At 67.5% G+C, this 18861-nt stretch carries 17 protein-coding genes; 2 read left to right on the top strand and 15 right to left on the bottom strand.

Annotated elements, in window-relative coordinates:
- Positions 1 to 25: 25 nt before the first annotated feature.
- The 7 genes from ASF81_RS05100 to ASF81_RS05070 form a co-directional block, all read right to left on the bottom strand.
- A complete protein-coding gene (locus ASF81_RS05100) occupies positions 26 to 439 on the bottom strand; it encodes a surface-adhesin E family protein (protein WP_055805826.1) in 414 nt (137 codons plus the stop codon).
- Positions 436 to 3873, bottom strand: coding sequence for a chromosome segregation protein SMC (gene smc, locus ASF81_RS05095; RefSeq protein WP_055805824.1), 3438 nt, complete (start codon positions 3871 to 3873; stop codon positions 436 to 438). Before smc ends, ASF81_RS05100 begins: the two co-directional genes overlap by 4 nt.
- Before the next feature lie 12 nt (positions 3874 to 3885).
- Positions 3886 to 4497: a thioredoxin domain-containing protein gene (locus ASF81_RS05090; protein ID WP_055805821.1), complete on the bottom strand. Its 612-nt coding sequence runs from the start codon at positions 4495 to 4497 to the stop codon at positions 3886 to 3888.
- 15 nt (positions 4498 to 4512) lie between these two features.
- A complete protein-coding gene (locus ASF81_RS05085) occupies positions 4513 to 5157 on the bottom strand; it encodes a DsbA family protein (RefSeq protein ID WP_039246870.1) in 645 nt (214 codons plus the stop codon).
- Between the two features lie 107 nt (positions 5158 to 5264).
- Positions 5265 to 5720, bottom strand: a complete 456-nt coding sequence (locus ASF81_RS05080) for a response regulator (protein ID WP_082503461.1) — start codon at positions 5718 to 5720, stop codon at positions 5265 to 5267.
- On the bottom strand, positions 5721 to 6815 hold the full coding sequence (locus tag ASF81_RS05075) for a PAS domain-containing protein (protein ID WP_055805817.1): 1095 nt from the start codon (positions 6813 to 6815) through the stop codon (positions 5721 to 5723).
- A 107-nt stretch (positions 6816 to 6922) separates the two neighbouring features.
- Complete coding sequence (locus ASF81_RS05070; protein ID WP_055805814.1) at positions 6923 to 7477, bottom strand: DUF721 domain-containing protein; 555 nt, start codon at positions 7475 to 7477, stop codon at positions 6923 to 6925.
- A 20-nt stretch (positions 7478 to 7497) separates the two neighbouring features.
- On the opposite strand from ASF81_RS05070, the gene mutY reads away from it, so the two are divergent.
- Positions 7498 to 8547, top strand: a complete 1050-nt coding sequence (gene mutY, locus ASF81_RS05065; protein ID WP_055805811.1) for an A/G-specific adenine glycosylase — start codon at positions 7498 to 7500, stop codon at positions 8545 to 8547.
- 3 nt (positions 8548 to 8550) lie between these two features.
- Here the strand turns inward: mutY and ASF81_RS05060 are convergent, their stop codons facing one another.
- From ASF81_RS05060 to ASF81_RS05045, 4 genes are all read right to left on the bottom strand, one after another.
- Positions 8551 to 10698, bottom strand: a complete 2148-nt coding sequence (locus tag ASF81_RS05060; RefSeq protein ID WP_055805808.1) for an amylo-alpha-1,6-glucosidase — start codon at positions 10696 to 10698, stop codon at positions 8551 to 8553.
- A 148-nt stretch (positions 10699 to 10846) separates the two neighbouring features.
- Positions 10847 to 12262: a VWA domain-containing protein gene (locus ASF81_RS05055; protein ID WP_162237576.1), complete on the bottom strand. Its 1416-nt coding sequence runs from the start codon at positions 12260 to 12262 to the stop codon at positions 10847 to 10849.
- 117 nt (positions 12263 to 12379) lie between these two features.
- Positions 12380 to 13492 carry a glycosyltransferase family 4 protein gene (locus ASF81_RS05050; protein ID WP_055806882.1) on the bottom strand — a complete coding sequence of 371 codons (1113 nt, stop codon included), beginning with the start codon at positions 13490 to 13492 and terminating at the stop codon, positions 12380 to 12382.
- Between the two features lie 211 nt (positions 13493 to 13703).
- Positions 13704 to 14795 carry a site-specific DNA-methyltransferase gene (locus tag ASF81_RS05045; RefSeq protein WP_055805799.1) on the bottom strand — a complete coding sequence of 364 codons (1092 nt, stop codon included), beginning with the start codon at positions 14793 to 14795 and terminating at the stop codon, positions 13704 to 13706.
- Positions 14796 to 14987: 192 nt separating this feature from the next.
- Between ASF81_RS05045 and ASF81_RS05040 the strand changes: the two genes are divergently transcribed.
- Complete coding sequence (locus ASF81_RS05040) at positions 14988 to 15191, top strand: hypothetical protein (protein ID WP_228763748.1); 204 nt, start codon at positions 14988 to 14990, stop codon at positions 15189 to 15191.
- 7 nt (positions 15192 to 15198) lie between these two features.
- Here the strand turns inward: ASF81_RS05040 and ASF81_RS15235 are convergent, their stop codons facing one another.
- Genes ASF81_RS15235 through ASF81_RS05025 form a run of 4 tightly spaced genes read right to left on the bottom strand, consistent with a single transcriptional unit; the run spans position 15199 to position 18831 of the window.
- On the bottom strand, positions 15199 to 15375 hold the full coding sequence (locus ASF81_RS15235) for a hypothetical protein (protein ID WP_200932887.1): 177 nt from the start codon (positions 15373 to 15375) through the stop codon (positions 15199 to 15201).
- A gap of 51 nt (positions 15376 to 15426) precedes the next feature.
- Positions 15427 to 16542, bottom strand: a complete 1116-nt coding sequence (locus tag ASF81_RS05035; protein WP_055805796.1) for an HlyD family secretion protein — start codon at positions 16540 to 16542, stop codon at positions 15427 to 15429.
- Positions 16543 to 16555: 13 nt separating this feature from the next.
- Positions 16556 to 18256 carry an MFS transporter gene (locus ASF81_RS05030; protein WP_055805792.1) on the bottom strand — a complete coding sequence of 567 codons (1701 nt, stop codon included), beginning with the start codon at positions 18254 to 18256 and terminating at the stop codon, positions 16556 to 16558.
- A complete protein-coding gene (locus tag ASF81_RS05025; protein WP_055805788.1) occupies positions 18256 to 18831 on the bottom strand; it encodes a TetR/AcrR family transcriptional regulator in 576 nt (191 codons plus the stop codon). Before ASF81_RS05025 ends, ASF81_RS05030 begins: the two co-directional genes overlap by 1 nt.
- Positions 18832 to 18861 lie beyond the last annotated feature (30 nt).

Here is an 18861-nt window from a genome sequence, read left to right as displayed (position 1 = left end):
GAAGGGGAGGGAGATGGCAAGAGGCTTAGTCCGCCAGCGCCCTTTGTCCCTGGCTGATGGCCTGCTCCAGCGTCAGCGCCTGGGCCGGCCGTTCGGCCCCGCATGCGATGGCCAGCAGCTCGGCTGCATCCCCGCCCGGCGCGGCGTCATAGGCGGGGGCGGCGTCGGGCGTCGCCGGCCCTTCCGTCCCGTCCGCCTTCAAAGAGGAGAAGTCCAACCGATCCGCCGTCCTCGCCCGACAGTCGAACGCCCACCGCGACCAGCCCCCGACATAGGTCACGTCTCCGACCTTGAACCCGGCCTCGGTCACCTGCAGTTCCCGCATCCGCGCCACGTCGCCCTCGCGTTCGATCGAGGCCACGTCGGCATAGATGGCGAACCGTCCCACGCCGGTCGGGACCAGCTGAGGATCGGCGAGCGCGAGCAGCAGGGCGATCATGCGATCAGGGTCTCCGCCTGTTTCAGGTCCACGCTGACCAGCTGGCTCATGCCGCGTTCCGGCATGGTGACGCCGTACAGCCGGTCCATCCGGCTCATGGTCACGGGGTTGTGGGTGATGACGATGAAGCGGGTGTCGGTGCGGCTGCGCATCTCGTGCAGCATCCGGCAGAAGCGGTCCACATTGGCGTCGTCCAGCGGCGCGTCCACCTCGTCCAATACGCAAACCGGCGCGGGGTTGGCCAGGAAGACGCCGAAGATCAGGGCGGCCGCGGTCAGCGCCTGCTCGCCGCCGCTCATCAGGCTCATGACCGACAACCGTTTGCCGGGCGGGCAGGCGTAGATCTCCAGTCCCGCTTCCAGTGGGTCGTCGCTCTCGACCAGCTTCAGCTCGGCTTGGCCCCCGCCGAACAGGGCCTCGAACAGCGTCTTGAAGTTGGCGTTGATCACGTCGAACGCCGCCACCAGCCGCTCACGGCCTTCGGCGTTCAGCTCGTCGATGCCGTCGCGCAGCTTGGCGATCGCCTGGGTCAGGTCGATCCGCTCCGACTTCATGCTGTTCAGCCGCTCGCCATATTCGACCGCCTCGTCCTCGGCGCGCAGGTTGACGGCCCCCAGGGCCTCGCGTTCGCGCTCCAGCCCGTAGAGCAGGCTCTCGGCGCCGGCGGCGTCGGGCGGGCGGGCGATGGCGTCGTCGGTCAGCTTCTGACCCAGCTCCTGCGGCGACATCTGCGCCGTCTCGCCCAGGGTGGTCTCGGCCTCGGCCAGCTTCTCGGCGGCGGCCTCGGCGCGGGCGGACAGGCCGGCGCGGGCCTCGCGGGCCTGCGACGCGGCGGTGTCTGCGGCGCGCGATGCGCGGTCGGCCTCGGTCGCCTCGGTCTCGGCGACGGCCATGGCGTCCGACGCCGCCTGTTTCCTCTGTTCGGCGGCGACCAGCGTGTCCAGCAGCTTGCCGCGCTGTTCAGCGAAGCCCTGGGGCGCGACCTCGGCCTGTTTCAGCAGGGCGGCGGTCCGGTCGGCGTCCTTGGCCAGGGCGGCGACGCGGCCGGCGCTGTCCTTGGACCGCGTGACCCAGCCTTCGCGAGCGCGGGTCAGGCTGCCCAGCCGCTGCTCGCGGCCCTGACGATCGCGGGCCTCGGCGTCGCGGTCCGACAGGGCGGTCTGGGCCGCAGTGCGGGCGGCGTCGGCCGTGGCGCGGGCGGCGGTCAGTTCGTCGCGCAGGCCGGCGATCGTCTCGGACGGAGCGTCGGTGGTCTGGGCGGCGTCCAAGGCGGCTTGCGCCTCGGCTGCGTCGGCCGCCAGCCGGCTCACGGTGTCGTCCAACGCCTGGGCGCGGGCCTCGCGGCGGGCCTGCTCGCGGGCCAGGGTTTCCACGCGGTCGCGGGCGGCGGTCACGGCCTTGTCGGCGGCGAAGGGTTTCAGGCGTGCGGCCTTAACCGCGTCTTCAGCGGCGCGGAAGGCTTCCGTCGCCGACTTCTGGGCCGCCTGTGCCTGATCCAGCGCCGGTCTGCCCTTGTCGATCTCGGCTTCAAGCTCGGCCAGGCGCGTGCGCTGTGCCAGGCGCACGGCGGCCGGGCGCGGCGCCTCGGCGCGGCTGACGAACCCGTCCCAGCGATAAAGGTCGCCCTCGATCGTCACCAGGCGCGCGCCGGGAGGCAGAAGTCCCGCCAGCCGGGCCGCCTCGGCCTTCGATGCCACACCGCACAGAGCGAGGCGCGCGGTCAGCTGTGACGGCGCCTGAACATGATCCGAAAGCGGCGTGATACCGGCGGGCCAGGACGGGGAGGGCGCATCCGCTCCGCCCCAATAGGCGGCGGCTTTGGCGTCCAGCGCCGCGTCCAGATCGTCACCCAAGGCGGCGGCCAGGGCGGCCTCGAACCCCTTGTCGGCCCGCACCTTGTCCAGGGCGGGGGGATGGTCGCGCTTGCCGGTGACCAGCAGTTGAGCCAGGCCGCGCGCCTCGGTCTGAAGCCGGCCCAGCCGGTCCTCTGCCGTGCGGGCTGCGGTGCGGGCCTCCTGTTCGGCGCGGGCCAGGTCGCCGCGTGTGGCCTCAGCCGCCTCGACGGCGTCGCGCGCAGCGCTCAGGTCGGCATGCGCGGCTTCCAGCGCCTGGCGGGCGGTTTCCAGCTCGGGCGTTTCCAGCGGCCCCAGAGCCTCGCGTTCGCGTCGGGCTTGATTGTGCTGGGCGGTGACGCGGGCTAGCCGGGCCTCGGCGTCGCGCTTGCGGGCCGTCTCGGCGTTGGCGCGGGCCTCGACGGCGGCCAACATGCCCGCCAGCCGTTCGACCTTGCCGTCGGCGGCCTTGCGGGAGTCCTCGGCGGCCGCCAGGGCCTTGTCCAGTTCGGGGCCGCGTTCGGGGGCGGCGGCGATCTCGGCCTTCAGCCGGGCCAGTTCGTTGTTGAGCCGGTCCAATTCGCGCTGGGCGTCGGCGGCCATGCCGTCTTCGCGCGCGGCGTCGGCGGCGATGCGGGCGGCCTCGCCCTTTAGGCGATCCACTTCCGCGCGGGCCGCCTGTTCAGCCATGTCCAGCCGATCGCGCTCCAGGCTGGCGCGGTGCAGAAGGGCGGAGGCGACGGCGTCCTCCTCCCGCGCGGGCTTCAGGGCTTCCTGGGCGGACAGGGCGGCCGTCTGGGCGGCGGCGGCGGCGGTCGTTGTTTCGGCGACGGCGGCGTCGGCCGCGCGCAGTTCGGCGGCGGCGGCCTCTGCGGCCAGACGCGCGTCGTTCCAACGCACGTAGAGCAGGGCGGCTTGGAGGGCACGGATCTCCGCTGAAATCTTCTTGTATTTCTCGGCTTGGCGGGCTTCGCGCTTCAGCCGGTTCAACGCCGTCTCCAGCTCGCGGCCGATGTCGTCCAGCCGGTCCAGATTGGTCTCGGCGGCCTTGAGTCGCAGCTCGGCCTCGTGCCGACGGGTATGCAGACCGGCGACGCCGCCCGCTTCTTCCAGAATGCGCCGGCGGTTCTGCGGCTTGGCGGCGATCAGTTCCGAGATTTGGCCCTGACGCACCAGAGCGGGCGAGTTGGCGCCGGTCGAGGCGTCGGCGAACAGCAGCTGGACGTCGCGGGCGCGCACCTCCTTGCCGTTGATGCGGTAGGTCGAACCCTGGCCCCGGTCGATGCGGCGCGACACCTCCAGCACGGGGCTGTCGGTGAAGGGCTGGGGCGCGCGGCGAGCCGCGTTGTCGATGGTCAGGCTGACTTCGGCGTGGCTGCGCGGAGGACGGCCAGCGGCGCCGGCGAAGATGACGTCGTCCATGCCCTGACCGCGCATGGCCTTGGCCGAGTTGGCGCCCATGACCCAACGCAGGCTTTCAAGGACGTTGGATTTGCCGCAGCCGTTGGGGCCGACGACGCCGGTCAGGCCGGATTCGATGTGCACCTCCGCCGGATCGACGAACGACTTGAAGCCGACGAGCCGGAGGCGCTGAAACTGCATCGTCCCGACGGACTACCGAAGCAGCGGATCGATGGCGGCCGATAGAGCCTCCAGCGAATGCTCCATCACCATCGTCCCGTTGACGAAGAAGGTGGGCGTGCCGGTGACGCCGGCGGCGCGCGCGCCTTCGATTTGGGCGTCGAGGGCCGTACGGATGGTCGGGCCGTTCAGGCACGCCTCGATCTGCTCGCGAGTCTTGCCGCTGGCGGCGATACCGGCCGCGAACCAGGGTTGGGCGCCGGTGGTCTCCAGGTTGGCTTGATCGCGCATGAAGACGGCCGCCACGTCGAAATAGCGTTCGGGCGCGGCGCACAGGGCGACCGCAGCCGCGGCGGCGGCGACATTGGCGGGCGCGGTCGGCAGGTTGCGGTGAACCAGCCGGACCTTGCCGGTGTCGATGTATTTGGCCTTGAAGGCCGGCAGCACGGTGTTGTGGAAGTCCGCGCAATGCGAGCAGGTGAAGGACGCGTATTCAATCACCGTGACCGGCGCATTCGCCCGGCCCAGGACGTGATCCTGGGCCGTGACGGGCGGGGGCGCATCGGCGGCGAGCGCCGGCGTCGCCAAACCGCCGGTCAGGGCGGCGAAGGCGAAACCGGCGGCGATGAAGGCGCGTCGCATCATCTGATTTGGCCTCGGTTACTTGGCCAGGGCCGCGTCGATGGCGGTGGACAGGTCGGCCAGGCTGGCGCCTTCGCCGCCGGGCGAGATGACCTGCGTCTCATTGACATAGAAGGCCGGGGTGCCGGTCACGCCCTGGGCACGGGCGGCCTGAACCCGCTTCTCCATGGCGGCGACGGCGTCTTTGTCGGTGACGCAGTCGTTGAACTGCTGCTCGGACAGGCCGGCGGCCTGGGCGGTGCGCAGCAGCCAGTCGCGCGGCGAAGACGTCAACATCTCCTGCTGCGTCGCCATCAGCTGGTGAACCACATCGAAGTACTTGTCCGGACCGGCGCAGCGCGCCACCAGGAAGCCGGCGGTGGCGGCGTCGACCGGCGGGGTCGGCAGTTCGCGGAAGACGTAGCGGACCTTGTTGGTGTCGACGTATTTGGCCTTGAACGCCGGCCAGGTGTTCTTCTGCCACAGGGCGCAGTGGGGGCAGGTGACCGAGGCGTATTCGACCACCGTGACCTTGGCGCCTTCGGGCGCGCCCAGACCCATGTCGCCCTCGGCCGCACCCTTGGCGCCGCCGCCGCAGGCCGCCAAAGCCATGGTCGCCAGTGCGGCGCCGGTGATGGCCGCACGACGGCTCATGCGGGCGAAGCGGGATTCAGTGTCGGCCATGAAGGTTCCTCGGATCGGATCGTTGGCGATGATCGCGCGATTCCCCGGGAATGGCGCAACCCTGAACTAGTCTGGAACAGGTGCGGCGAAGTTTTGTCAACAGCGCCTTATCCGCGCGCCCAGGCCCGATTGATCGCCGGTGCGGGGATGAAACTTTGCGGCCTGTCCTGGCGGGGCGGCGGATCGCTTATGCCCTGCTGAATGAAGCGCATCGCCGACAGCAGGCCGGACCGCGAGAAGGGCTTGGGGATCACGCCATGCGCGCCCAGGAAGTCCTCGGGGATCATCTTGGGGTTGGCGGTCAGAAAGACAACGGCCGTGGACGGCCAGCGATCCTTTATCAGGCGACAAACGTCCAGACCGCTGGAGTTATCCGCCAGCTGGATGTCGACAAAGGCGATGTCGGGCGGCGCGTCGAGCGACAGCGACTCGACCTCGCTCAGGGACATGGCTTCTCCGACCAGCCGGTGGCCTTCGTCCTCAAGCATCGCCTCGAGGTCCATCACAAGCAGGGCCTCGTCCTCGACGACCAGGATGTCGAAGTGAGGCCCGGCGGCGCGCACCTAGCCGCTCACGGGGAAGTCGACGACCGCGCGCGTTCCGGGATCGGCTGGCAGCCACAGCGTCTTGCCGCCGATCTGCTTTGAAAGACGACCGATCAAAGTCTTGCCCAATCCCTGATGCGCAGCGCCGGGAATGCCGGGGCCGTCGTCCTGAACAACGACCTGGCCGCCTTGTTCCGTTCTTTTGGCCGAGACGATCAATCGGCCGCCGCGATCCTCGGGGAAGCCGTGCTTGATCGCATTGGTCAGCAGTTCGTTGATGATCAGCCCGATCGACGAGGCATGGGTCGAAGGAATGAACATGGGCTCCACATCGACGGACACCTCGATATCGGTGCGTCCTGTCGAGCCAATCACATCGGCGACCAGGGTGTTGGTGAAGGCGCCGACGTCAAACTGGGTGACGTCCTCGGACTGATAGAGTTTGCGGTGAACGGTCGCCAAGGCGTCCACCCGCTCCAGCATGGAGTCCAGTGTGGCGGTCAGGGCCGGATCGGACAGCGAGCGCGATTGCAGCCGCAGCAGCGAGCCGATCATGGTCAGGTTGTTCTTGACCCTGTGATCGACCTCGTGAAGCAGCAGGGTCTTGGCGGCGAGCGCCTCTTGCAGATCGGCGGTGCGGGCGGCGACTTCGCGTTCGACCAAAGCCTTTTGCTTTTCGACGTAGACCTGAGCCTCAATCCGCTCGGTCACATTCAGCTGCGAGGCGAAGAAATACTCGATCTCCCCCTGGGCGTTGCGCACCGGGCTGATGAACAGGGCGTTCCAGAAGGTGCTGCCGTCCTTGCGATAGTTCAGCAGATCGATGTGGATGTCGGCGCCGGCCTCAAGAGCTTCGCGGATCTTGGCGACGGCGGCCTTGTCGGACTTCGGCCCTTGAAGGAACCGGCAGTTCTGGCCGATGATTTCGTCACGCTCGTAGCCGGTCAAATCCTGGAAGGCCTTGTTGGCGAAGACGATCGGATTGTCGTCGCGACGCGGGTCGGTGATGACCATCGGCATGCGCGTGCCACGTATGGCAGCGGCGAACGGATCTCCGCGCCCGATTTCGTGTTCGACGACATCGGTAAGTCGCCAGTCGTCTTGCTGCTTCATCGGGACTCGGAATACAGGCGCGCGACCGGAAGCGCCGTGCGGATATTTGTCGCTTTACAATCTCTTCCTACAGCACCGGGGGGCGACTGCCAACCAAGGCGCGGCGCTCAGTCGGACTTGATGTCGGAGCGCGACAGGGCGACGCGGCCCAGCCGGACCAAGGCGGCGCGCAGATCGTCGGGGGCTGAAGCGATCGATGCGGCCAGATCGGCCTCGGCCTGGGCGGGCAGGGGCGGCGGCTTGGCGCTGCGTTTGGGACGGGCGACGGCCTCCTTGAAAGGGGCGACCGGACCCTGGGCGATGCGCAACCGGTCCACGGTCCCGGCGCCCAGGAACAGGTTGACGCGGGCCAAGATGTCCTCGGACTGATGCTGGATCAGCAGGGCGGCGGCGCCGGCGACGCGCAGCTCCAGCACACCGGGCTGGCCGCCCTTGCCCTTCGTCAGTTTCTGCGGGCGAGTGACGCGGGCCAGGCGATCGCCGACGATCTCGCGCCAACGGGGTTCCAGCGCGCCTGCGCCGCGTCCGAACTGCTCGTCCAGCTTCTTGATCAGGGGCGTCAGCGCCTTGCCCGCGCGCGGCGCCGGTCGTGGGACCGGACGGGTGCGGCGGCGAGACAGGATCTCGCGGGCCTCGGCGTCTGTGGGCAGCGTGCGGCGCATGGGTCTATATAGCCCGACCGATGCCTGACGTCTCTCCCGACATAGACCTGATCCGCTCGCGGCTGCTGGCCTGGTACGACGCCCATGCGCGCAGCCTGCCGTGGCGAGCGGCCGTCGGCGCGCCGCGGACCGAGCCATACCGCGTCTGGTTGTCGGAGGTCATGCTGCAGCAGACGACCGTGCCGCATGCGACGCCGTATTTCCACGCCTTCACCACGCGCTGGCCGACGGTCTCGGACCTGGCGGCGGCCGAGGATGCGGAGGTCATGGGGGCCTGGGCGGGGCTGGGCTACTATGCGCGTGCGCGCAATCTGCTGGCCTGCGCGCGGGCGGTGGCGGGCGCGCATGGCGGGGTGTTTCCGGACACCGAGGCGGCGCTGCTCGCCCTGCCGGGCGTGGGCGCCTATACGGCCGCAGCCGTCGCCTCGATCGCCTTCGACCGGGCGGCCAATGTCGTGGACGGCAATGTCGAGCGGGTCATGGCGCGTCTGTTCGCGGTCGAGACGCCGGTCCCCGCCGCTCGGCCCGAACTGAAGCGGCTGGCGGGCCTGTTCGTCACCGACGAGCGGCCAGGGGATTGGGCGCAGGCGTTGATGGATCTGGGGGCGACGGTTTGCCGGCCCAAGTCGCCGTCGTGCGGGACCTGTCCGGCAGCCGGCGAATGCCTGGGTCTGGCCACGGGCGACCCGGCCCGGTTTCCGATGAAGACCAAGAAGGCGGACCGGCCGCATCGGCGGGGCGCGGCCTATGTGCTGGTCGATGATCAGGGGCGGGTCGCAGTCGAGATGCGGCCTGAAAAGGGGCTGCTGGGCGGAATGCTGGGCCTGCCGACCAGCGACTGGACAACAGGCGAGCCTGTTGCCGCAGCGCCGGTCGAGGCCGACTGGCGCGACGCGGGGGCTGTGGAGCACGTCTTCACCCACTTCAGCCTGACGCTGACGGTGATGACCGCGCGCGTCGATGCGGACGGTGACTATCGCTGGATGCCGATCGAGGCGGCGCGGGCCGCCCTGCCGACGGTCTTCGCCAAGGCGCTGGACCGGGCGAGCGTGCCCGATCTGTTCGGCTGACCCCTATCGCAACGTGCGGATCGAAACCTTGCCCTGCTTATGATGCGGGATGACCACGGCGCGACCGTCGGCGTGCTGGATATTCAGATCGACAACGGCGCCGCCGACTTCCAGGCCAGTGATCTTCAGACGATCCAGACCGGCAGGCAGGACGGGGTCAGCGAGATCGACCGTCTCGGTCCAGGCGTCGATCGACAGGCCCAGGGTCGCCTGAAGCATCAGGAAGACCGATCCCGCCGCCCAGGCCTGGGGCAGGCAGGCGACCGGATAGGCGATGGGCGGCTCGCCCGGCTCACGCGGGAAGCCGCAGAACAGTTCGGGCAGCCGCAGGTGGAAGTGGGCGGCCGCAGCGTAGATCTCGGCCAGGATTTGCGCGACCGCATCGCGCTCGCCGTAAGCCGCCATGCCGGCGGCGGCCATGGCGGTGTCGTGCGGCCAGACCGAGCCGTTGTGATAGCTCATCGGATTGAAGCGGGCCTGTCCGACCTCCAGGGTGCGGATGCCCCAGCCGGTGCGGAACTCGGCGGTCAACAGGCGTTTGGTGACGCGTCGCGCACGTTCCAGCGACGGCAGGCCGGTGAACAGCAGGTGTCCGGCGTTGGAGGCGATGGCGCGACATTGCTGCCCGTCGCCATCGAGGGCCACGGCGTAGAAGCCCTCGTCCTCCATCCAGAACTTTTCCTCGACCAGAGAGCGGACCTGTTCGGCGCGCATACGCCATTCGGTCGTGCGGTCGTCGTGCAGACGCTCACCTAGATCACCCAGCGCTTTCCAGGCGGCGAAGGCGTAGCCCTGAACCTCCAGAAGCGCGATCGGACCCTTGGGGAAGCGGCCGTCGGCGTGGAAGATGGAATCCTCTGAGTCCTTCCAGCCCTGGTTGGACAGGCCGGTATCGGCCCCGCGCTGGTAGTCGATCAGGCCGTCGTTGTTGCTGTCGCCATAGTCGCGCATCCAGTAGGCGGCCGCGATCAGATTGGGCCAGAGCTTGCTGATCAGATCCAGATCGCCGGTGCGGTTGGCGTAGGCGCCGGCCAGGGCCACGAACAGACAGGTGGTGTCGACCCCGCCATAGTAGAGACCGAACGGCACCTCGTGCAGGGCGCTCATCTCGCCGCCGCGGGTTTCGTGCATGATCTTGCCGGGCTGGCTGTCCCGATAGAGCGAGGTCTCGGTCGCCTGGCGCGAGGCCAGATAGGTCAGCACACCCTTGGCCAGCGACGGATCCAGCCAGAGCATTTGCCAGGCCGAAATGATGCCGTCGCGTCCGAACGGGGTCGAGAACCACGGCGTGCCTGCGTAGGGATAGGGGCCTGTCGGCAGGTCGGTCGTCAACAGCGCCATGTCGGCGCGCGACTGATCCAGCCAATCGTTGAAGCGCGGGCTGCGCGGGCCGCGCACCGAGGCGCCCCGCCGGCGTTTGGCGCGCATGGCCAGGCGCGCCTGTATCGCGTTCTGTCGCCAACGGTCGGCGTCCGGTGTCTCGCAGGCGTCCACGCCGCATTCGATGAACAGATCCAGCGAGCGGCCCTTGGGCAGGCTGAACATGAACTCGGCGCGCTGGTGCGTCAGGCGCGCGGGCGGTTCGGAAAAGGCGATGCAACTGGAACGGTCCACGTCGTCCAGGCCGGTGTAGCGGAAGGTGACGCGGCGGCCGTCGGTCGTCGGCGTGTGGATCGTCCCGCGCTTGGCCCGAGGCGTGCCGCGCACCTGGAAAATATCGAAGAAGTCCGCGCCGAAGTCGAAGGCCAGCGGCAGCAGGATGTCCTCCACCCCGTGGTTGACCATGCGGATGCGCTCGAACATCCGCCGGTTCCACAGGAACCGCCGGCGTTCGATATGTAGGACGCCGGCCGGTGCCGACCGGCCGCCCATCGGGGGCAGGGGACGGTTGGTGGTGTGGCAGGAGAAGAAGACGTTGTCCTGGCTGACGCCGGACGACAGACGCGACGGCTTCAGCAGGCCGACGGTCATGGCCCAGCGCGACAGGACGCGGGTGTCGCCCGCGAACAGGCCGTCGGCGCCGCCCTTCATGTCGCCCCATCCGTCGGCGACCAGGAAGGTATCGCCTTCCTTCAGCGCCATCAGTTGTTCGAGACCCGTGGCCTCGACCGATTCACCGGCGGTCAGTTGAGTGGAATAGGCGTCGTCCATGCGGTCTCTTCCCCGTCGTTGTGAGGCCTCGGCCGAACGTGTCGCACCCGAATGCGGCGCTCAGGGGCCGCTTGCAGACTTTAATGGGCAAGTCGCCGACGGGTTCAGGCGAACCTGTGCTTTTTCATCAACAGAGGCCGGGCGACCTTCATTTGATCAACCGTACAACGCCGATGGACCGCGCGATGTCGCGGAAGGCGGCTTCCAGCGCGGCGCTGTCTTCGGCCAGGAAGGCATGGTCGGAATCTGTCGCGCAGGTCCTCAGCAGATTGCGTCCGTTTTGCGTGGGCACGTTCAGGCCGACGGTGAAGACCTCGATCTTGTTCGACTTGGCATAGGTGCAGATCGAGTCGAGATCGGCATCCGTCGCCGCCAGCTCATTGGGTTTGACCGTGGCGACGTGTGCGCCGTCGGACGAGCGGTAGCGCAGGGTGTTCACGCCGTCGGTCATCAGCACCAGAATCTTGCGCGGCGTGCGGTTGGCGGGGTCGTAGGCGCCGCCTTCCTGGAACGGCGCGGTAGGCGACAGCAGATTGATGCCCCAGATCAGGCCGGATGGAATGTGGGTTTCGGGTTTGTAGCCGCCGACATTGATGACGAGGTTCTTGATTGCGTTCAGGACGCTGGACTTGCTCTTGGACAAGGGGCTGACAGCATTCAGGCAGCTCTGGCCCGTCGTCAGGAACCCTTTGTAGGGCGTCGCCGGCGACTGGTCGTTCAGCCGCGTCGTGCCGACGTTGCGCGAATAGACGCAGCCGAACCACTTGTAGCTGACGTTGCAAGCATAGGGCGGGACGGTGACCGTCTTGACCACCTGATCCTTGTAGCAGGTGCCGGTCTCGTTGACGCCGTCGCGCACGGTGGTGCACGGGTAGGGGGTGCCGCCGCTGTAGGTCGTCTTGGTCGTGCAGGTGCGCTCCTGAACATAGTCGTCGGGGACCGACAGCCAGGAAGCCTTGCGGTTGGCCACGCCGACATTGACGTAGTCCGCATAGGGCACGACGCCGATCGAGACCTCGTCGCTCTCGGTCGCCATCAACTCGTTGACCAGCAGACTGGCCGAGGTCTTCAGCGCATCGATCCGCTTGATCGAGCGGCTGTCCTTTTCGCTCATCGACCAGGTGTTATCGAGCACCAGGACGGTCTCGATCTTTTGCGCCACGCCGCGCGTCGCCTCGGACAGGGCGTTGATGTCGAACTGTTTGACGCCGGCCAGACCCGCGAAGATGGGTTTGACCCCGCCCTTGAACGTCACCCTGACGATTTTGCCATCGACGTATTGAGTGCCGGTTTTCCAGCCGTCGAGCAGTTGGCCGGTCTTCAGATTGGCCTCCAGATAGGGACCGCTGACCGCTTCCAACTCCTTGACCGTCTGGGCGCGGGACGCGGCCGCGCCCAACGCTGCTGCATCGAGCGCTTCTTGCACCTGGTTCCTGACAGAGACATAGCGATTGATGTCGATGGCCAGGCCGACCATCAGTGTCAGTCCCATGGCGGACAGGGCGAAGAAGGTCGCAATGTTGCCCGCGGTATTCCGGCGCAGATGCGCCAGCCGCCGCCTCATCGCTGTCCATTGCATAGTGGTCGCCCCGATTTGGGACGACCGTAATGGATAAGCTTAACTTTTGGGTGAACGCCGTTACTAACTCAGGATTGCAACGGCGTCCCGACTGAGTTGGTTTCAGGCGGTGGCGGCGAAGCTGCGTTCTTCACGCGGACGCAACGGCGTGACCACGTCATCCAGCGCGGTTTCCGCGAACGGGCGGCGGGCCAGCAGATCGCCGTAGACGTCCAGATACCGGCGCGCCATGGCGGTGGCCGAGAACCGCAGATCAAACCGCGCGCGGATCGCCTCGCGGTCCAGCAGATGCGCGCGTCCGGCCGCGGCGATGGCCTGTTCCATCGTATCGACCAGGAAGCCGGTGGCGCCGTCTTCGATGACCTCAGGCGTCGAGCCGCAGCGGAAAGCGACGACCGGCGTGCCGCAGGCCATGGCCTCGATCATCACCAAACCGAACGGCTCCGGCCAGTCGATAGGGAAGAGCAGGGCCTCGGCGCCGCCGAGGAAGGCGGACTTCTGGTGATCGCCGATTTCGCCGATGAACTCGATCAGCGGATTGCCCTCAACCAGTGGGCGAATCGTTTCTTCCCAATAGCGTTTGTCGGCGGCGTCCACCTTGGCGGCCATCTTCAAACGCTTGCCCAGTTTGGTGGCGATCTCGATGGCGCGGTCGGGTCGCTTCTCGGGCGAGATGCGACCCAGGAAGGCCAGATAGCCCTCGGACTTCGGGGAGAAGATGTATTGTTCGCCGGGCATGCCGTGATGGACGGTGGCCTTCCAGTTGGCGAAATGCAGCGGCTTGCGCTGATCGTCGGAGATGGAGACCAGCCCAAACTCGCTCCAACGCGCATAGACGCCGGGCAGGTCCTTCATGTCCAGACGGCCGTGAAGGGTCGTCAAAGTCTTGTCCGCATATTTCTGGAACAGCGGGAAGTGGACCATGTCGGTATGGAAGTGGATGACGTCAAACTCGTCGGCGCGGTCCAGAACTTCGCCCAGCATCGACAGGTGAGCGGCGAGGTCGGATTTCAGTGGCGCCGGATCCAGACGGATGGCCTGATCGCGCACGGGCACCAGACGGGCCTTGGTCTGGGCGTCGGCGCTGGCGAACAGAGTCACGTCGTGGCCCAGATCGACCAAGGCGTCGGTCAGATGCGCCACCACACGCTCCGTGCCACCGTACAGCTTGGGAGGCACGGCCTCATACAGAGGGGTGATCTGCGCGATTTTCATGGTGATGTGCTCCGACACCGCATCCTGGCGGGCCGTTGACATCAATGTTCTCGCAACTGCGAAGTTCCATCGCAGGCGATGAATTTTCACATAGGTTTCGCGGGGTTACAGCGACGCTGACCCATATTGAGTGTGCGAAAGCGTACGTATTCGCGGCGGATTGCCGGCTAAGTGATTGATGTGGCTTACGCGACGGGCAGTCGCAGCGGGCTTACATCGCGGCGCGAACTTCCGACCGGAGGGCGTCGATGGATTTTAGCCCCTGGTCGGTCTTGAAGCGCCAGTAGGTCCAGCCGTTGCAGGCCGGCGCATTCTCCAGCAGCGCGCCCAGCTTGTGGATCGAGCCGCTGAGCGAACCGTGAACCAGCGAACCGTCCGCACGAACACGCGCCTCACGCTCGCCCTTGGGGCAATAAAGGCGGTCGCCGGGTTGCAGCAGGCCGGCCTCGACCAGGGCGCCGAACGGCACCTTGGGTTCGGCGCGCTTGGAGCCTGTGACCATCAGGTCTTCGGGGCGGGCAGGGATGACCGAGGCGATGCGGGTTTCGGCGACCTCGGCATAGGTCTCGTCACGTTCGATCCCGATGTAGTGGCGGCCGAGGCGCTTGGCGGCGGCGCCGGTGGTGCCGGTGCCGAAGAAGGGATCCAGGATCACGTCGCCGGGGCGCGTGGCCGACAGCAGGACGCGGTGCAGCAGGGCTTCGGGCTTCTGGGTCGGATGGGCCTTCTTGCCGTCGGCGTCCTTGATCCGCTCCTCGCCTGTGCACAGGGCGAAGGTCCAGTCGGAGCGCATCTGGGTGTCTTCGTTGAAGGCCTTCAGCGCATCATAGTTGAAGGTGTAGCGCTTCTGATCCCGCGACTTGGCGGCCCAGATCAGGGTCTCATGGGCGTTGGTGAACCGGGTGCCCTTGAAGTTCGGCATCGGGTTGGATTTGCGCCAGATGATATCGTTCAAAACCCAGAAGCCCAGGTCCTGGATCGCGGACCCCAGGCGGAAGACGTTGTGGTAGGAGCCGATCACCCAGATCGAGCCCTCGGGCTTCAGGACGCGGCGGCATTCCGCCAGCCAGGCGCGGGTGAAGGCGTCGTAGTCGGCGAAGCTGGCGAACTTGTCCCAGTCGTCATCGACCGCATCGACCTTGGAATTGTCGGGACGCAGCAGGTCGCCGCCCAGTTGCAGGTTATAGGGCGGATCGGCGAAGACCATGTCCACCGAGGCGTCGGGCAGGCTCTTCAGCACCTCGATGCAGTCGCCACGATGAATGACGTCCTTTGTAAGGACAGGGGTCTTCAGATCGGACATGGAACGCGGCCCCGCAACAGTGAGACCACTATGGTGAATCCTTGTGGTTAAGGTGGATTAAACGGCAGGGTCAGCCGGACGATTTTGCAAACCGACCGCGCCATCCACAGCCTTCTTGGGTCAGCGTGTTCCGGATTTGTTCCGTTTGTGATCTAACCGTCTGCGGCGGTCGGCGGCGTGATGGAGGATCAGATGAACGACGGAATCCTGGCCCATATGATGGCCGAACTGGATGCGGAGCTGGCGCGGGCGGAGCCGTCCTTGCCCGCCCATCCCGAACATACGCGCCAGACCGAGATCATGCGCGCCCTGGCCCTGGGGCTGGGGAACTTCGAGCGGATGCGGGCGCATGACGTGCATCTGCTCGCCGCCAGCCTGTCGCCGCGATCGGCCTGATCCGGCGTCAGGGCTTGCGTTTGAAGGTGTCGCCGATCTCGGCGGCGTCCGGGCCGTCCGGTCCCGCGCTCTTGCGCTCGGCCTGACCGACTTCCTTGGTCGCCTTGTCGGAGGTCAGGGCGTCCGGCTTGCCGGCCGGATCGGCGCCGTTCTCTTCACGACCCTTGGTCTGTTCGCGGTCCATGGTGCTCTCCGTTGCTGGGAGAGGTAGCGCGATGGGGAGCTGCGCGTTCCGTCAGCCGGCCGTATTCACCTTCACCACCACCGACATGCCCGGCGCCAGACGCTCGGCGGCGGGCTGGTTCGGGTCGATGCGGATGCGGACCGGGATGCGCTGGGCCACCTTGGTGAAGTTGCCGGTGGCGTTGTCGGGGCGGATGACGCTGAACTCCGATCCGGCGGCGGGGGCGATGCGTTGGACATGGCCGCGCAGGGTCTGGCCGCCCAAGGCGTCGACGGTGATCTCGACCGGTTGGCCGACGCGGATGTTCTTCATCTGCGTCTCCTTCATATTGGCCGTGACCCAGACCACGTCCGGCACCAGACCCATCAACTGGGTTCCCGCGGTCACATACTGACCCTGGCGTACGCCAATCTCGCCCAGACGCCCCGCGCGGGGCGCGATGATACGGGTGTTGGCCAGGTCGATCTGGGCCAGGCGCACGGCGGCCTGGGCGTTCTCGACGGCGGCGGCCAGGCTGTCGCGGCCAACGACGGCGGAGGTGACGCCGGTCTGGGCGATGCCCTCGGCGGCGCGGGCCTGGGCGACCTGGGCCTGGGCGCTGCGCAGGGCGGCTTCGGCGACGTCCACATTGGCCTGGGCGACCCAGCCGCCGGCCTTCAGGGTGCGGGCGCGGTTGGCGTCGGCCTGGGCTCGTGTCAACGTCGCTTCGGCGGCGGCGATGGAAGCGCGCTGCTGGGCCACCGATCCGCGCGCCGACGCCTGGGTCTGGGCCGAGTTGGACAGGGCCGCCTGGGCCGAGTGCAGGCTGGCCTCGGCCTGCTCCAGCCGCTGGCGATAGATGCGATCGTCCACCTGGGCCAGCAACTGCCCCTGTTGGACGGTCTGGAAGTCCTGGACCGGCACCTGGACGACATAGCCGTTCACCTGCGGGCTGATGATCGTCACCTGGCCGCGCACATAGGCGTTGTCCGTGCGCTGGATCGCGCCCCGGAAGGGCGGCAACTGCCAGGCGTACAGCACCATCAGCACGCCCAGCAGGGCGACCCCGGCGGCGATGACGGTCCACATGACGTTCTTCTTCGGCGCAGGTGCAGGCGGAGCCGCAGAGGGCGCTTGCGGGGCGGCGGGGGCGGCAGAGGCGGGGGCGGGCGGGGCGGCGTCGGTCATTGTGGGTCTCGGTTCAGTCGGCGGCGGCGACGGCGGCGCTCTGAACCGCAGCGTCTGCATTGTTGTTGTTCTTGGCGTCGCGGCGCGCCTTCCAGCGCGGCCGCAGGTGGGTGACGGTCACCCAGGCGGAGCCCAGGGCCGCGATCACGGCGATGACCAGAAAGACGTCGTTGTAGGCCAGCACATTGGCCTGCTGAGTCACCTGTCGGCCCAGCAGAACGGCGCCTTCGGCGTTCGCCAGCGCGGGATCCGTTATCGTCGAGGCATAGGCACCCGACAGCTGGCGCAGCCGCAAGGCGACCTGCGGGTCCAGCGCCGAAATCCCGGCCGCCAGCTGGTTGGAATGGTATTTCTCGCGGAGGATCTGAAGCGTCCCGGTCAGCGCCGAACCCGCCAGACCGCCGACGTTCTGAAGCACGCTGAACATGACGATGAAGCTGATCAGGTTCTGCTTGCCTTGGGTCAGCACCTTGACGATGCCGATCATCAGCGCCGGGCCGATGAACATGGCCGAGGCGAAGGCGATCAGGGCCTGGCTGAAATACAGCTGCGCCGGGCGCGTCAGGACCGTCGAATGGCTGTCGATCCAGGCGCCGACCGCGATCAGCGCCAGGGCGATGGCGATCGGCTTGTTCAGCTTCTCCATATTCAGGGTGAAGGCGCTGACCAGGGTGCCGGCGATCATCGACAGCAGGATGACGACGAAGAGGCCGTGAAGCTGATCCGGTCCCAAGCCGACGACGGTCAGAAAGCCCACCGCGCCGGATGTCTGTTCCGACAGCACGATGCGGATCAGCAGGATCGCCCCGAACAGGCGCAGCAGGTCTGGCCCGGTCAGCCAGCGCGTGTTGATCAGTGGGTTCTTGCGATTGTGCTCGACCAGGAAGGCGGCGGTCAGCAGGATGACGGACCCGATCAAGGCCCAGCCGATCCAGGCGGCTTGCGTCCACCAGACGATGCGCCCCAGACCCAGGGCCGCGCACAGCAGGGCCACGCCTGGCGCAAACAGGGCGAAGGTCAGGAAGTCCAGCCGGTCGAATACGCGTAGCCGCTCGGACGGCGGCAGCTTGACCACCTGCACCGCGCCCCAGGCGACCAGGCACAGGCCCAGCTCGAACATGTAGAAGGCGCGCCAGTCGCCTAGCTGGAGCAGGCCGGGCATGACCAGGCGCGAAATCGGCACGGCAAAACTGGCCAGGCCGATGCCGATAATCAGTCCCTTCAGCCGATGCGCAGCCGGGAAGGCCTGGATGATGTAGAGAAAGCCGAGGCTGGAAAGGCCCGCGCCCGCCATGCCGGCGATGGCCCGCACCAGCAGGGTCGATTGGTAGTTGTCGACGAACAGGTGGGCGGCGCAGACCAGCACGAAGGCCCCCAGGAAGATCTGGGTGAACAGGCGCAAGCCGTACTGCATCCGGAACTTGACGAGGATCAGGTTCATGCAGGCGTTGGTCATGACGAAGACGACCGGCAGCCAGGCGGCCTCGGTGATCGTGATCCCCAGCGAGCCTTGCAGGTTCTGGATATTGGCGGTGACGGCGGCGTTGCCCAGCGATCCGACCATGGCGACTAGCAGGCCGGTCAGGGCGTACTGGATCCGCATCGGCCAGGAGTGATCGGGAGTGGCGGGAGAGCCGGGCATCATCGGCCGCTCGTGCGGCTTCAGCGTCTCGACATACTGTTCCCAGGGCAGATGCCAGTTGTTGCGGGCCATCAGCGCGGCCCCCCTCGAGGTCTCAGCCCGTCCAGAACAAGCGCGCGGGTCCGCAGCGACACGGCCTGGCGCTCGGCTTCGTCTGCGCCCTGAAAACCGGCGCCCAGCAGGGTGGCGATCAGACGGATGTCCATCGGCCGCAGATCCTCCCTCACCAGGCCGGCGGCCTGGGCCCGCTTCAGCGGTGCGGCGCCCGCCTCCATCAAGCTCTGCCGCAAGGGGGTAAGCGCATCTGGCGACCGCACGTTCCGCACGACGCCGGCCAGTCCCGCATTGCGCACCATGTCCTCGGCCAGCCGGTCCAGAAACCAGAAGAAGGCCTGCGGATCATCGCCCTGTTCGGCGGTGCGCCGACCCAGGTCTGCGACGTCGGCCTCCAGCACCGCCAAGGCCAGTTCCGTGCGGTCGGAGAAGTGCCGATACAGGGTGCCGCGCCCCACACCGGCCCGTTCGGCGATCAGATCCAGGGGCGCATCCAACCCTTGGCTGGCGAAGACCGCGCGCGCGGCCTCCAGCACCGCCGCCCGGTTCAGAGCGGCGTCCTTGCGGACAGGTTTTTCGGCAGGGCGCGTCATGGTGAGGCGCGTAAATGGACACGACTGTCC

This window comes from Brevundimonas sp. Leaf168, assembly GCF_001423685.1.
In the GTDB taxonomy this organism is placed as follows: domain Bacteria; phylum Pseudomonadota; class Alphaproteobacteria; order Caulobacterales; family Caulobacteraceae; genus Brevundimonas; species Brevundimonas vesicularis_C.
This window is presented reverse-complemented; position numbering and strand designations above follow the sequence as displayed.